General features: G+C 63.2%; 14 protein-coding genes. 4 read left to right on the top strand and 10 right to left on the bottom strand.

All coding sequences use genetic code 11. The annotated features are described in order from the left end of the window. Positions 1–3: 3 nt before the first annotated feature. The 6 genes from FJ986_RS28650 to FJ986_RS28620 form a co-directional block, all read right to left on the bottom strand. Positions 4–510 (bottom strand): L-2-amino-thiazoline-4-carboxylic acid hydrolase, encoded by a 507-nt coding sequence (locus FJ986_RS28650; RefSeq protein WP_140500433.1) that lies wholly within the window; start codon positions 508–510, stop codon positions 4–6. Continuing rightward, positions 507–1298 carry an ATP-binding cassette domain-containing protein gene (locus FJ986_RS28645; protein ID WP_140624444.1) on the bottom strand — a complete coding sequence of 264 codons (792 nt, stop codon included), beginning with the start codon at positions 1296–1298 and terminating at the stop codon, positions 507–509. The genes FJ986_RS28650 and FJ986_RS28645 overlap by 4 nt, the downstream gene beginning before the upstream one ends. Further along, entirely contained in the window at positions 1295–2296 is a 1002-nt protein-coding gene (locus FJ986_RS28640) for an ABC transporter ATP-binding protein (RefSeq protein WP_181181932.1), read from the bottom strand. The genes FJ986_RS28645 and FJ986_RS28640 overlap by 4 nt, the downstream gene beginning before the upstream one ends. Next, positions 2293–3123, bottom strand: a complete 831-nt coding sequence (locus FJ986_RS28635) for an ABC transporter permease (RefSeq protein ID WP_140522610.1) — start codon at positions 3121–3123, stop codon at positions 2293–2295. Before FJ986_RS28635 ends, FJ986_RS28640 begins: the two co-directional genes overlap by 4 nt. Next, positions 3120–4106, bottom strand: a complete 987-nt coding sequence (locus tag FJ986_RS28630; RefSeq protein WP_140676650.1) for an ABC transporter permease — start codon at positions 4104–4106, stop codon at positions 3120–3122. The genes FJ986_RS28635 and FJ986_RS28630 overlap by 4 nt, the downstream gene beginning before the upstream one ends. A 258-nt stretch (positions 4107–4364) precedes the next feature. Then, the gene (locus FJ986_RS28620) at positions 4365–5975 is read right to left on the bottom strand and encodes an ABC transporter substrate-binding protein (protein ID WP_140676644.1); all 1611 of its coding nucleotides are present in this window, start codon (positions 5973–5975) and stop codon (positions 4365–4367) included. A gap of 367 nt (positions 5976–6342) precedes the next feature. On the opposite strand from FJ986_RS28620, the gene FJ986_RS28615 reads away from it, so the two are divergent. Then, positions 6343–7530, top strand: a complete 1188-nt coding sequence (locus FJ986_RS28615; RefSeq protein WP_140676641.1) for a Xaa-Pro peptidase family protein — start codon at positions 6343–6345, stop codon at positions 7528–7530. Positions 7531–7653: 123 nt separating this feature from the next. Here FJ986_RS28615 and FJ986_RS28610 read toward each other — a convergent pair whose 3' ends face one another. From FJ986_RS28610 to FJ986_RS28595, 4 genes are read right to left on the bottom strand one after another with little or no spacing between them, the layout of a single operon-like run. Beyond that, complete coding sequence (locus FJ986_RS28610; protein ID WP_140500419.1) at positions 7654–8127, bottom strand: hypothetical protein; 474 nt, start codon at positions 8125–8127, stop codon at positions 7654–7656. Positions 8128–8175: 48 nt separating this feature from the next. Continuing rightward, positions 8176–8610: a cupin domain-containing protein gene (locus FJ986_RS28605; RefSeq protein ID WP_140500417.1), complete on the bottom strand. Its 435-nt coding sequence runs from the start codon at positions 8608–8610 to the stop codon at positions 8176–8178. Between the two features lie 2 nt (positions 8611–8612). Next, the gene (locus FJ986_RS28600) at positions 8613–9482 is read right to left on the bottom strand and encodes a phosphoenolpyruvate hydrolase family protein (RefSeq protein WP_140500416.1); all 870 of its coding nucleotides are present in this window, start codon (positions 9480–9482) and stop codon (positions 8613–8615) included. A gap of 10 nt (positions 9483–9492) precedes the next feature. Then, positions 9493–10689 carry a Tm-1-like ATP-binding domain-containing protein gene (locus FJ986_RS28595; RefSeq protein ID WP_140558328.1) on the bottom strand — a complete coding sequence of 399 codons (1197 nt, stop codon included), beginning with the start codon at positions 10687–10689 and terminating at the stop codon, positions 9493–9495. 121 nt (positions 10690–10810) lie between these two features. On the opposite strand from FJ986_RS28595, the gene FJ986_RS28590 reads away from it, so the two are divergent. From FJ986_RS28590 to FJ986_RS28580, 3 genes are all read left to right on the top strand, one after another. Further along, positions 10811–11494: a TetR/AcrR family transcriptional regulator gene (locus FJ986_RS28590; protein WP_140632865.1), complete on the top strand. Its 684-nt coding sequence runs from the start codon at positions 10811–10813 to the stop codon at positions 11492–11494. Positions 11495–11851: 357 nt separating this feature from the next. After that, positions 11852–13168: an ABC transporter substrate-binding protein gene (locus FJ986_RS28585; protein WP_140500410.1), complete on the top strand. Its 1317-nt coding sequence runs from the start codon at positions 11852–11854 to the stop codon at positions 13166–13168. 69 nt (positions 13169–13237) lie between these two features. Next, entirely contained in the window at positions 13238–14143 is a 906-nt protein-coding gene (locus FJ986_RS28580; RefSeq protein WP_140500408.1) for a sugar ABC transporter permease, read from the top strand.

Here is a 14143-nt window from a genome sequence, read left to right as displayed (position 1 = left end):
TTGCTAGCCGGCATCGCGGTTGGTCAGCGCGATGTGGCAGCAGCCGCTGCCGTGGCCGGGCGTCCAGGTGACATTGTCGAAACGCACGCCGGTCGCCTCGAACAGGCCACGGTCGAAGGCGCCGGCGATGCGGCAGAGCGTCGCGAGTTTTTCCTCGCCGACGCCGGCCTCGACCCAAGCATCCTTGAGGGGGCAGCGTTTCACCTTGAAGGCGATGCGGTCGGGCCCGCGTTCGACATCGGTCGGATACATCCGGCCGTCATCCGGGCTGACCGACAGGAAAGCTTCGCCGATTGAGCGCGCGTCGTTGGGGCCGAATGCGGCGAAGGCGGCTGCTGCCACTTCCTTGCCGCGCTGCTCGATGGTCCGGGTCATTATCGCCTCGGCTCTTTCGGCGCCGAGCTCTCCGGTCAACTCATCCAGGAACAGGCGATAGAGGTCGGCCCGGTTGCGGAATGCGGAATCGAGTTCGCGCGACAGTTTCTCGGCTCTGGCTTCGGGGTCGATCATGATGCTTCCTGCGTGGTTCTTCTGAGCTTTGGTGCGGCGGCCACGAGCGCCTTGCCGATAGCCGATCGCGGCGCATCGATGACGGCGCGGGCATCGCCGCTCTCGGCAATCCGCCCGCCGTCGAGAAGGATGACGCGGTGGGCGACGGCCCTGACGACGCCGAGATCATGCGAAATGAAGAGATAAGCGATCCGTTCCTGGCGTTGCAGGTCGAGCAAAAGATCGAGGATCTGTCCGCGCACCGAAACATCGAGCGCCGAAACCGCTTCGTCGAGCACGATCAGCGAGGGTTTCGTGGCCATGGCGCGGGCAATCGCCACCCGCTGCCGCTGGCCGCCCGAGATTTGATGGATGGCGCGAGAGGCAAGCTCCGCCGCAAGCCCGACGCGCTCCAGCAGGGCGGCGATACGGCGCGGGCGCTCGGAACGGGAGGCGAGCCCGTGGATACGCAAGGGATCGTCAAGCACGCGCGCCACCGTGGCGCGCGGATTGAAGGCGGCAAGCGGATCCTGAAACACCATCTGCAAGCGAGCGCGACGCGCACGCAAGCCGGCGCCGCCCAGAGCCAGGAAATCATGGCCTTCAAACTCGATCCGGCCGGCATCCGGCTCGATCAGCCGCAGCACCAGCCGCGCGATCGTCGACTTGCCGCTGCCGGAGGGTCCGGCCAGCGCCAGCGTCTCGCCGGGCCCGATTTCGAAGGAAACATCGTCGACCGCGGTAACCGTCTTGCCGCCACGGCGGTAGTGCCTGGTAAGGTTGGAAACCGCAAGCACGGGGACGCTCATGCGATCATGCCGTGGTGCAGCGGTTCGGCGTCGAGGCCGATGTGGGCCTCGAGCAGCGCGCGCGTGTAGGCTTCAGTTGGCGCACCGACGATCTGTTGCGTGGCGCCAAGTTCGATCAATTCGCCATGCCGGAACACGGCAATGCGGTCCGCCAGCTCGGCGGCCAGCGCAATGTCGTGACTGATGAACAGCAGCGTCATGCCGTCTTCTTCCACCAGCCGCCGGATCAGTGCGACGATCTCGGCCTGCACGATGGTGTCGAGCGCGCTGGTCGCCTCGTCGGCGATCAAAAGTCTTGGGCCGGCTGCGATCGCGGCTGCAATCGCCACACGCTGCTTCTGGCCGCCGGACAGCTGATGCGGATAGGCGCGCAGGGCGGAGTCTGGGTCGGGCAGACGGACGCGTTCGAGCAGATCCTTCGCCTTGGCGTATGCCTGAGGCCATGTGAGACCGAGATGGGTTCGGGAGACTTCGGCGATCTGTTTGCCGACGGTCATGACAGGATCGAGGCTGGCGGACGGGTCTTGAAAGATGAAGCCGATATCGCGGCCGAGGAGGGGTCTGGGGCTTGGTTTGGAAGTGGTCTTTTGGACGCTGCGTTCTATGAGGCCCCCCTCTGTCCTGCCGGACATCTCCCCCTCAAGGGGGGAGATTGCACCTTCATCTCGGCCTTCGCCAATCCCCAATGGTGTAGGGGAGCCATCGGCGAAGCTGCCAATCTCCCCCCTTGAGGGGGAGATGTCCGGCAGGACAGAGGGGGGTGCCTTCGCACCCAACGCTGGCAAAACCCAATCGATACGTCCGTCAATCCTGGCGCTCGCCGGCAACAACCCCGCAATCGCCAAAGCCAGCGTACTTTTGCCCGAACCGCTTTCGCCGATGACGGCCAGCCGCTCGCCAGCCTTGATGTCGAGGCTGATGTCCCTCAGCGCCACCACCTCGCCGTCGTCACGGCGGTAGGTCACCGCGAGGTTGCGGATCGAAGCCAGCGCGGTCACGACAGGCCTCTTCTGACCGCCGTGGTTTCAACGATGCCTTCACCGGCGAGATAGACGCCGAGCACCGTCAGGACCAGCGCTATGCCGGGCGCGATCGACAGGAAGGGCGCGGTGCGCAGCACCGCGCGGCCCTCCGCTATCATGCCGCCCCAGGTGACCCGATTGGGGTCGCCAAGGCCGAGGAAGGACAAAGCCGCCTCGGTGAGGATCGCCGCTGCCACGATCACCGAGGACAGCGCCAGCACCGGCGGCAAGGCATTGGGCAGCACCTCGCGAAAGGCGATTTCCAGCGGATGCATGCCGATGACGCGCGCGCCGGCGACGTAGTCGCGCTCGCGGATCGACAGCACTTCCGCGCGGGCCACGCGCGCGGGCCCGGTCCAGGTGCCGAGCGCTATTGCCGCCACGACGACGCCGATCGAAGGGCCGACCACGCTGACGAAGGCCAGAGCGAGCAAAAAGCCCGGCACGGTCTGGAAGGCATCGGTGACGCGCATCAGCACCTCGTCGGTGAGGCCGCCGGCAAACCCGGCCACCGTGCCCACCACGGAGCCGATGGCCAGTGCGGCGGCCGCTGCCGCAAGGCCGACGGCAAGCGACGTGCGGGCGCCGTGGAAAAGCTCGGCCAGCACGTCGCGGCCGAGGCGATCCGTGCCGAGCGGCAGCGACCAGTCCTGGAAGGGCGGCAGCAGCGCCGGGCCGGCGATGGCTTGCGGATCGCCCGGAAACAGCAGCGGCGCCGACAGGGCCATGGCGCACAATGCCGCCAGGAGTATGGCGCCGGCGACCGCCTCCGGCGTGCGCAGAAAGCGGCGGAGCGTGCTCATGTGCCGGCCTCGCTGGCGCCGACGCGCGGGTCGAGAAAGGCATAGGCGACATCGACGAGAAGATTGATGACGATGACCAGGACGGCGCTGACGAGAATGATGCCGAGCAGCAAGGGCGTGTCGCGCGCGGCCACTGCCTCCTGCGCCAGCCGACCCAGACCGGGCACGGCAAAAACACTCTCGATGACGACGCTACCGCCCAGCATCTGCGCCGACTGCAGGCCGAGCATCGTGACCAATGGCAGCAGCGCATTGCGGGCGACATGGGCAAGCACGATGCGGGGGAGCGACAAGCCCCTGGCGCGGGCGGCCAGCACAAAATCCTGCCGCCAGACCTCGGTCATGCCGGCACGCATCATCCGCAAATAGAGCGCCAGGTAGATGAAGCCGAGGGCTGAGACCGGCAGGACGAGATGGATGGCGATGTCGGCGGCGCGGTCGAGGCCGGCCTTGCCGGAGGCGATGGTCTCGATGCCGCCGATCGGCAGCCAGCGCAGGTCGACAGCGAAGACGACGATCAGCACCAGGCCGAGCCAGAAACCCGGCACCGCGTAGAGCGCCAGCGAACCGATGGAGAGAAAACGGTCGCGAAAACTGCCCGGCCTGGCGCCGGCATAGATGCCCAGCGCCGAGCCGAGGCCGAAGGAAAGCGCGGTGGCGCTGCCCATCAACCACAGCGTGGTCGGCAGGCGCTCGAGGATCACGTCGCGGATCGGCCGCGAAAAGGTGACGGACTGGCCGAGATCGAGATGCAGCAGCGCCCAGAGATAGTTGGCAAGCCGCGTCAGCTCCGACTGGTCGAGGCCCCAGCGATGGCGCAACAGCTCGATCATGCCGGCATCGCCGCCGGTAGAGACGATATAGGCATCGACCGCGTCGCCCGGGGCGGCCTCGAGCAGCAGGAACGTGCCGATGACGACGATCAAAAGCACGAAGACGCTGCCGACGAGGCGACGGCGGAGGAGCGTGAGGGCGCGGTTCATGCGGCCCTCGATGGGTTGGCGATACGTTGGTTAGGACCGCGCCTGGGCACCCCCCTCTGTCCTGCCGGACATCTCCCCCGCAAGGGGGGAGATTGGCTGTCATTTTTGGCTTCGCCAATCCCCAACGTCGGAAAATTCGCGGGACAGACAAGTTGCCAATCTCCCCCCTTGCGGGGGAGATGTCCGGCAGGACAGACGGGGGCCTCGTAGAACTCAACGCCTACGATGATTTCGCGAACGTTCATCCGCGAAATACTGTCACGATTCCAGATAGGTGTCCGCCCAGTTCGACACCGCCCAGCGCGGGTTGTTGGCGATGTTGCCGACAGTGTCGCGGGCGACGCTGATGAAGCTCCATTCGGCGACGTTGATCAGCGGCAGGTCGGCGGCCACCTCTTTCTGGAACTCCTTGTAAAGATTGGTGCGGGCCGATGTATCGAGCGTCTCGGACGCCTTGGCGATGAGCGCGTCCAGCGCATCGTTCTTGTAGCCGCCCTGGTTGGAGAACGGCACGCCGTCCGGAATGCCGCTTTGCACCAGGATGGTGGTCGAGATCGCCGGGTCGCCGCGGAACACCGGCGGGCCGACGGCGAGGTCGAAAGCGTGGTCGGTGTAGACGGCCTTGATATGCGCGGCGGAATCGTTGTTGACGAGCTGGGCGTCGATGCCGATGGCGGCGAGCGCCTGGCGCAGATAGTCGCCGAACTGCTTGGTTTCGTTGAAATAGGGAGCCGGCAACAGTTTCAGCGAAAAGCGCTTGCCGTCGGCGCCCTTCTTGTAACCCGCCTCGTCGAGCAGCGCATTGGCCTTGGCGACGTCGAAGGCATAGGTCGGGACGTCGGCGGTATAGAACTGCGGGTCGTTCTTCGGCACCGGGCCGGTGGCGGTGGCGGCATAGCCGAGGAACACCGTCTTGACGACGAAATCCTTGTCGATGGCATGCGCGATCGCCTGGCGCACCTTCAGGTCGGCGAGCTCCTTGCGACGATGATTGATCTCGACGACGAGCTGGTAGGTCAGTCCCTCATAGCCCTTGGTGATCACCTTCAGGCCCGGCACTTTCGAGATGCGGTCAAGATCGGCCAGCGGCACGGCGGAGAAGGCGGCGAGCTGGATCTCTCCTGCTTCCAGCGCGCTCGCCGCCGAAGTGCGGTCGGGCAGCACCTGGTAGATGATCTCATCGAGATAGGGCTCGCCCTTGCCCCAATAATCCGTGTTCTTCGTCAGTCGGTAGTATTGGCCGGCCTTGTATTCGGCGAACTTGAACGGGCCGGTGCCGATGGGCGCGTTGTTGGCCGGGTTGTCCTCGATCTTGCCAACTTCGTAAACGTGCTTCGGCACCACGCTGCTCAGCGCCGGCAGAGCGTTGCGGATCAGCTGGAAGGGCGTCGGCTTGGCGAATTTGAACACGGCGGTCAATTCATCAGGGGTATCTACCGCGGCCAGATCCTTGAACACGGTGCGGCCGAGATTCTGCAGCGGCTTCCAGATCTGCAGCGCCGAGAAGGCGACGTCGGCCGAGGTAAACGGCTTGCCGTCATGCCATTTGACCCCTTCGCGCAGTTTGAAGGTCGCCGACAGCCCGTCGGCGGCGCCTTCCCAACTGACCGCCAGGCGTGGTGCAAGCCCGTCCTTGCCATCGAAGGAGGCTTCGGCCAGCGTTTCGACGATCTTGCTGGAGATGAAGAAGACGCCGTTGGAGGCGACGATGGCCGGGTTGAGGTTGCGCGGCTCGGAATCGGCGGCGAGCACCAGGCGGCCACCCTTCTTCGGCGTCTGCGCCGAGCTCAAGGTCGGCATCGCGGTGGGGGCCAGAAGCATGGCAGAGCCCGCAAGCACCGTGCGGCGTGAAATCCTGAACTCCGGCATCATCCTATTCCCCCTCTATCTCATATCTTGCACGGAGGCCTTTCGGGCGTTTCCATGCACGTTTGATTATGGGCCTTGCCGTGGCTTTCGCCAGAGACGGAATTGGCGCATCGTGGCGTGGCTTTGAAATTTTTGTTCGCTGGACCAGTTACGGGAGAGTGGTCGATAAACCTGACCTGGTAAGACCAGGTCATCCGATGCACCTCACATTATCGGCACCGGCGACGGCCATTCAGCTGGGCGAGCCTGTTTCTGGCTGGACCAGATGGGCGAAAATGGTGCAGATTTGACCCGAAGTCGGAAGACCTAACGGAATCGGGCATCCGGCGGTCCAGCCGATCCGCGCGGACATTCAGGGAGAGAGACAATGAACATAGCTCCGGGGAAGAGTGCCGTCGGCGACATCCCATTCGACCACGCCAGGGTCGATGGCCTGATGGAAGAGGCTGATATCGACGTCCTGCTCGCGACATCCAAGCACAACACCCAATATCTGCTCGGCGGCTACAAGTTCATCTTCTTCGCCGCCATGGATGCGATCGGCCACAGCCGGTACCTGCCGATCGTGATCTACGAAAAAGGCGGACCGGACCACGCCGCCTATATCGGCAACCGCATGGAGGGTGGCGAACACCAGAACCACCCGTTCTGGACGCCGACGCTGCATGCCGCCTGCTGGGGCACGCTCGATGCCGCCAATCTCGCTGTCGAGCATGTGCGCAAGATCGGCAAGGGCGACGCTCGCATCGGCATCGAGCCGGGTTTCCTGCCGTCGGACGCCTATGCCCTGATCCGCAAAGCGCTCCCCGACGCCAAGCTGGTCGATGCCACCGACATGCTGGAGCGCATGCGCGCCATCAAGACCGAGGCCGAGCTGGAGAAACTGCGGATCGCCTCCGAACTGATCACCGATTCCATGCTGGCCACCATCCAATGGGCGCGCGAAGGCACGACCAAGAGCGAGATGATCGAACAGCTTCGCCGCGAGGAGACCAATCGCGGCGCGCATTTCGAATATTGCCTGCTGACGCTGGGCTCCAGCCACAACCGCGCGGCGTCGCCGCAGGCGTGGAAAAACGGTGAAGTGCTGTCGATCGATTCCGGCGGCAATTATCATGGCTATATCGGCGACCTCTGCCGCATGGGGGTTCTCGGAGACCCGGATGCCGAGCTGGAGGACCTGCTGGCGGAGGTCGAGGCGGTGCAGCAGGCGGCGTTCTCGAAGGTAAAGGCGGGTACGCTGGGTGGTGACATGATTTCCCATGCCGAAGGCGTGCTGAAAAAATCCAAGGTCGCGCCCTACACGGATTTCTTCGCTCACGGCATGGGGCTGATCACGCATGAGGCGCCGTTCCTGATGACCAACCATCCGGTGACCTATGAAGGCACCTATGCGGGCAAGCCGCTGGAGAGGAACATGGTGCTATCGGTGGAGACGACCATGCTTCACCCGACGCGCGGCTTCATCAAGCTGGAGGATACGGTGGCGGTTACCGATACCGGCTATGTGATGTTCGGGGATCGGGGTCGGGCATGGAACCGGGGTGGCATGTAACCTGCCACATTACAAATGAGCGTGCCGGTCTCGATTGTCTCTAAGGCGCGTCGCGTCGAAACGAATTCATGCGCGGCGCTTTGCCGTTGCCGCTAAACAGAAGTCACTTTTGCGCGACAGGCACTAAACCATTCCAGTGCAGACGACTTCCAATCTTCCGTCGATCGTCTGGGTGCAGCATATGGTAAGCCCCTCGGATGCGGAGACGACGGCGCAATCGGATGCAAACGTTGACGCCCACGGACTGCCGGACTTGGCGTTGCGATGGAACCAGGAGAGTTGGCTCTGAAGCCCGGCCATGATCATAAGCAGGGCATTGATGTCACGTTGATCCGGCGAGGGCGGTGTAAAAGCGATCTTGACCAGCGGATGCTTATGGTCTTTGCAGTTGACCGTCCGTACCTGCTCGACCGTCTGGATCAAGCTCAGCGGCACGGGTATCCAGGATTCGCAGGACAAATCGGTCGAAAAGAGAAGCGTTGACGGGTCGGCGTCGTTGGCCTTGACAATACCGCCAACCGTCATGGCCGGGTTGCCATCCGGCAGGCTGCCCGTTGCGAGCTTTTCCACGAATTCCTGGGGACTGAAACGCGTCATCGCTTCTCTCTCAAGGAGGCATGCTGGATAGCATATCGGAAGGGCGCCTCAAAGTCGCGAGCGAGGGGAGTTCCCGGCCGGCAGCAACCTGAAATCCGGCAGTTCGCGCAATCCCAGTTCCGGCCCTGCCGGCGAATAGACGACGAACAGCTGCATCGGCCCGTCGCCGGTGTTGAGCGTCGAGTGGAAGCGGCTCTCCGGCACGTAAATGGTGCAGCCGGGGCCGACCTTCTCGACCACCGGATTGCCTTGCTCGTCCTCGACCATCTGCTCGCCATGGCCCGAAATGACAAAGATGATTTCTTCCGCGCCCGGATGGTTATGACGGGTATGGCCCTTGCCGGAAGGCAGGTCGACGACGCCGCCGGAAAAGCGGGTCGCGCCGTTCACTTCCGGAGCGACCGTCAGCGACAATTTTCCCCAGTCGAATCCGAAGGCGCTGACATCCTTCGGGTAGACGAACACCTTGCTCTTGTCGGTCATTCTCATGATCCCTTCTTTTTCTTCGTGGTCGTCTTCAGGCCGCCAAGCGTAACGGCCTTGAAATCGGCGGTCTGCCGGGCGATCGCCGCTTCCGCCGGCAGCCGCTCCATCGAGCTCGCGCCATAAAAGCCGTGCAGGCCCTTGCAGCGTTCGAGGATGTAGCGGGCGTCGTCCGGCATCGAGATCGGTCCGCCATGGCAAAGCAGGATGACATCCTTGCGCACCGAACGGGCCGCTTCGGCGATCGCGTCGATGGCGACCACGCAATCGTCGAGCGACTTGGCAGAGGTGGCGCCGATCGAGCCCCCCGTCGTCACGCCCATATGAGCCACGACGATATCGGCGCCGGCCCTGGTCATGGCGCGCGCCTCGTCCGGGTTGAAGACATAGGGCGTGGTCAGAAGGTCGAGCTTGCGGGCTTCGGCGATCATGTCGACCTCGAGCCCAAAACCCATGCCGGTCTCCTCGAAGCTCTGTCGCATGCTGCCGTCGAACAGGCCGATGGTGGGGAAATTCTGCACCCCGGAAAAACCCATCGTCTTCAGTTCGGAGAGCAGCAGCGGCATGATGACGAACGGATCGGTGCCGTTGACACCAGCCAGCACCGGCGTCTTCCTGACCACCGGCAGCACCTCGTAGGCCATCTCCTTGACGATCTCATTGGCATTGCCATAGGCAAGCAGGCCGGCGGCCGAGCCGCGACCGGCCATGCGGTAGCGGCCGGAATTGTAGATGATGATGAGGTCGATGCCGCCGGCCTCTTCGGCCTTGGCCGACAGGCCGGTGCCAGCGCCGCCGCCGACGATCGGCACGCCCTTGTCGATCATCCCCCTGAATTTCTTCAGTATGTCCTTGCGCGGTATTGCCGGCATGTCTTGGATCTCACTGTCTGGCGATTTCGAGGAAAGCCGCGACCGCGGCCTTGGCGAATCGGGGATCATTGATGTGCAGCGGCAGGCGTGTCAGCCGGCGCGTCGCGTTCGGCTTAATCCTGCGCTCAATGGCTTCGAACAGGGCGGCATCGGCTTGCGGATCGAAGAAGGCGCCGCCTTCGATGTCGAGCGCCGAGACGCCTTTCTCCGGGACAAGGAAATGCACGGGCCCCTTGCAGTGGGCGAGCCTTGTGCCGATCCACTCGCCGATCTTGCGGCATTCCTGCGCCGTCGTGCGCATCAGCGTGACGTTCGGGTTGTGCTCGTAGAACAGCCGCCCGCGATAATGGTCCGGAATGGTCGCAGGCGCCCAGAAATTGACCATGTCGAGCGCGCCGACCGAGCCGACATAAGGCAGGCCGGTGCGGGCAACGGCACCGAAACGATCCTCCGTCGCCGGCAGCACGCCGCCGAACAGGAGATCGCAGACCTCAGTGGTGGTGATGTCGATGGCGCCGGACAGCAGGCCGCTGTCGGCCAGTTTCTCCATGCTGCGGCCGCCGGTGCCGGTCGCGTGAAAGACCATGCAGTCATAGGTCGAACGGAGCTGATCCGCGATTGCCGTCACGCACGGCGTGGTGACGCCGAACATGGTGAGGCCGATCGACGGCTTCCCCTCGGGCGGCGGCGGCGGTCTGGCGGCCATGCCCGATATCGCCTGGGCCGCATTGTGCAGAACGACACGCGAGAGCTGGTTCAGCCCGGCCATGTCGGTCACCGACGGCATCATGACGATGTCCGAGATGTCGACATAGGGCGCGGTGTCGCCGGAAGCGAGCGTCGAGACCATGATCTTGGGCAGGCCGAGCGGCAGCGCGCGCATGCCTGCGCTAATGATCGACGTGCCGCCGCCGCCGCCGATGCCGATCATGGCGGCAATGTCGTTTCGCGATTGGACAAAGCGAGCGAAGGCAATGCCCATCGCGGCGACCGCGGTGCCGCGGTCATCGCCGGCGAGCACCGCGTCTCGCCCGCCGGGATGGTGGCCTGCCACATCCTCAGCGGCAATGTCGACCGGCACGCTCGCGCCGCGCGTTCCGACGTCGACCCGGCAGACAGCGGCACCCGTGGCGGCGATCGCGTCGGCCAGGAAGGCGAGTTCCTCACCCTTGGTGTCCGCGGTGCCCACCACATAAATGCGCTTCATCGATGCCTCCCTCTGCCGGTCCAAGTCACCCAGAGGCTCAGTGCTCTACAGAGCGTCAACCTAGCCATTCCGAAAACGAGGAGGTCATTGCAATTTTTTGAGACGCGCGTATCATATTGGTATGGATGTCTCACGTCAACACGCCGCAGCAAGCGACGACACCGCCGGGGGACCAGAGCGTGGACCGCGCGCGCGCACGAAACGGCTGATGCTGGAGACGGCGACGAAGCTGATGCAGGCAGGCGCAACACCTTCGGTCAGCGAGGTTGCCGAGGCGGCGCAGGTGTCCCGCGCCACCGCCTACCGGTATTTTCCGAGCCAGGCGGCACTGGTGCAGGCAGTGGTTAACGAGGGGCTCGGGCCGATCCTCACCTGGAAATCCACCTCTGCCGATGCCGAGCGCCGCGTCGCCGAGCTCTTCGATACGGCCATGCCGCGCATCGAGGCTTTCGAGGCCACATTCAAGGCGGCGTTGAAACTGTCGCTCGATCAGTGGGCGCGGCGCCAGGCCGGCACTTTGGGCAGCGAACCGACCTTCAAGCGCGGCCACCGCGTCGAGTTGCTTCAGGACGCGCTCGCTCCGCTCAAGGGCCGGCTGCCGCCGCGCGACCTTCAGCGGCTGGCGCAGGCGCTGTCGCTGATCTTCGGCGTCGAGGTGCTTATCGTGCTGAAGGACATCTGGGGACTGGACGGTCGCCGGACGATGTCCGTTGCCCAGTGGGCGGCGGTCGCCCTGGTGCGCGCGGCGATCGCGGAATCAGTGTCCGAAGCACAAGCGATCGAACCAACAAGGGTCACGAAATAGCAGGTATCTGGTTCTACCAGATTTGCATACTGGTTGCCGATATTAACCGCAATGCTGAAGCATGAACAAGGCCGATGTCTATCAATGAGTAGGAAAATTTAGGAAAAACAGGCAGATAAGGCTGGAATTCGAGACTTCGAGCTGTCACCATTGCTCAAGAAAGGGCTTGACGGAGCTTCAAAATTGGTAATACCAGATCAAAGGAGAAAAGCGGATCGAAAGTGAGGGCTGCGATCCATTTCCGGACGGGCGAGGAGGCTCCAAACCGGAAGGCGCGACCAAGGGAGGAACTACCAGGGCCGGCCCCGTTTGCCGGTTCGCTTGATACGGTAGAATGCGCACAAGGGAGGAAACATCATGCGCAAGATAGTGACCAGCTTGCTTGCTGGTATCGGCTTGACACTTGCCTGCGGAACATCCGTCTACGCCCAGGACAAATCGCTCACCATCTTCTGGGCGGAATGGGATCCTGCCAACTACCTCCAGGAACTCGGCAACGAGTACGAGAAGGAAACCGGCGTCAAGATCACGGTGGAGACCACGCCCTGGGCCGACTTCCAGACCAAGGCCTTCACCGAGTTCAACGCTCATGGCGATGCCTACGACCTGGTCGTCGGCGACTCGCAGTGGCTCGGCGCCGGCTCGACCGGTGGCCATTATGTCGACCTCACCGACTTCTTCAACAAGCACAAGCTCGGCGAGGTGATGGCGCCGGCGACAGTGAAGTACTACGCCGAATATCCCGGCAACAGCGGCAAGTACTGGGCCATCCCGCTCGAAGGCGACGCCGTCGGCTGGTCCTATCGCAAGGACTGGTTCGAGGATCCGAAGGAGAAGGAAGCCTTCAAGGCCAAATACGGCTACGACCTCGACGTGCCGAAGGATTTCAAGGCGCTGCGCGACATCGCCGAATTCTTCCACCGGCCGGACCAGAAGAGATACGGCATCGCCATCTACACCGACAATTCCTATGACGCGATGGCGATGGGCTTCGAGAACGCGCTGTTCTCCTATGGCGGCGAACTGGGTGACTATTCGACCTACAAGGTCGACGGTTTCATCAACTCCGATAAGGCTGTCGCCGCACTCGACGCCTATAAGGAGCTCTACAAGTTCACGCCTCCGGGCTGGGCCAAGTCGTTCTTCGTCGAGGACAACCAGGCGATCACCGAAAACCTGGCCGCGATGAGCATGAACTACTTCGCGTTCTTCCCCTCGCTGATCAACGAGGCGTCGAACCCGAACGCCAAGAACACCGGCTTCTTCGCCAATCCTCCCGGGCCGAACGGCGACCAGTTCGCCGCACTCGGTGGCCAGGGCATCTCCGTCGTCTCCTACTCGCAGAAGCAGGACGAGGCGATGAAGTTCCTCGAATGGTTCATCAAGGACGAGACCCAGAAGAAGTGGGCGGCACTCGGCGGCTACACCTGCAGCGCAGCCGTGCTCAAGTCCGAAGAGTTCCAGAATGCGACGCCCTACAACAAGGCCTTCTACGAGACCATGTTCAAGGTGAAGGATTTCTGGGCGGTGCCGGAATATGCCGAACTGCTCCAGCAGCTCAACCAGCGCGTCTATCCCTACATGATCGGCGGCGAAGGCACCGCCAAGGAAACGCTCGACGCACTGGCCGCCGACTGGAACGCGACTTTTAAGAAATACGGCCGCGGCCAATAATCGTTCATGTCCCACGGAGGGGGCGCTCATGCCTCCTCCGTTTCTTTTTCTTCAAGCGGGAGCAGGGTCTTGGCGACCACGATGATCACCACGCTGGACAGATCTTCACGCGCGGCCGCGCGTGGCCTTAGCGATATTTCGATCCGCAATCTTTTCATCATCCCGACGATCCTGTTCCTGATCGTCTTCAACATCTTTCCGCTGATCTATTCGCTCGGCTATTCCTTCACCGATTTCCGCGCCTCGACCAACGCGCCGGCGAATTTCGTCGGGTTGCAGAACTACCGCGACCTGCTCAGCGACCCCTATGTCTGGTCCAACTTCGCCATCACCGCCAAATACGTGATCATCTCGGTCGCCGGACAGTTGCTGGTCGGCTTCGGCGTGGCGATGCTGCTCAACCGCGACATCCCGCTGAAGGGGCTGCTGACGACCCTGCTGCTGCTGCCGATGATGCTGTCGATGGCCGTCGTCGGCCTGTTCTGGAAACTGCTCTACGATCCGTCATGGGGCGTCATCAACTATGCGCTTGGGCTTGGCAATTTCGAGTGGCTGGCCGACCCCAAGATGGCACTCTACGCGGTGGCGCTGACCGACATCTGGATGTGGTCGCCCTTCGTCATGCTGCTGTCGCTGGCCGGCCTCTCGGCGGTGCCGAAGCACCTCTACGAAGCCGCCGCTATCGACCGCGCCGGTCCGTTCTACACCTTCTTCCGCATCACCTTGCCGCTGGTCGCGCCGATCCTGATGATCGCCGTCATCTTCCGCACCATGGAAGCGTTCAAGACCTTCGATCTGGCCTACATCCTGACCACCCAGCCGACGGCTGAACTGATCTCGATCCGGCTCTACAAGATGGCGTTCCAGGAATGGCAGACCGGGCGCTCCTGCGCGCTCGCCTACATCGTGCTGATCATGGTGCTGGCCATCACCAACATCTACGTCAAATATCTCAACAAAGTGAAGGAGCGCTGA

Origin of the sequence: Mesorhizobium sp. B1-1-1 (assembly GCF_006442955.1) — a bacterium.
Lineage (GTDB): Bacteria > Pseudomonadota > Alphaproteobacteria > Rhizobiales > Rhizobiaceae > Mesorhizobium.
The sequence above is the reverse complement of the archived record's forward strand: the minus strand, read 5'-3'. Positions and strand labels throughout refer to the sequence as shown.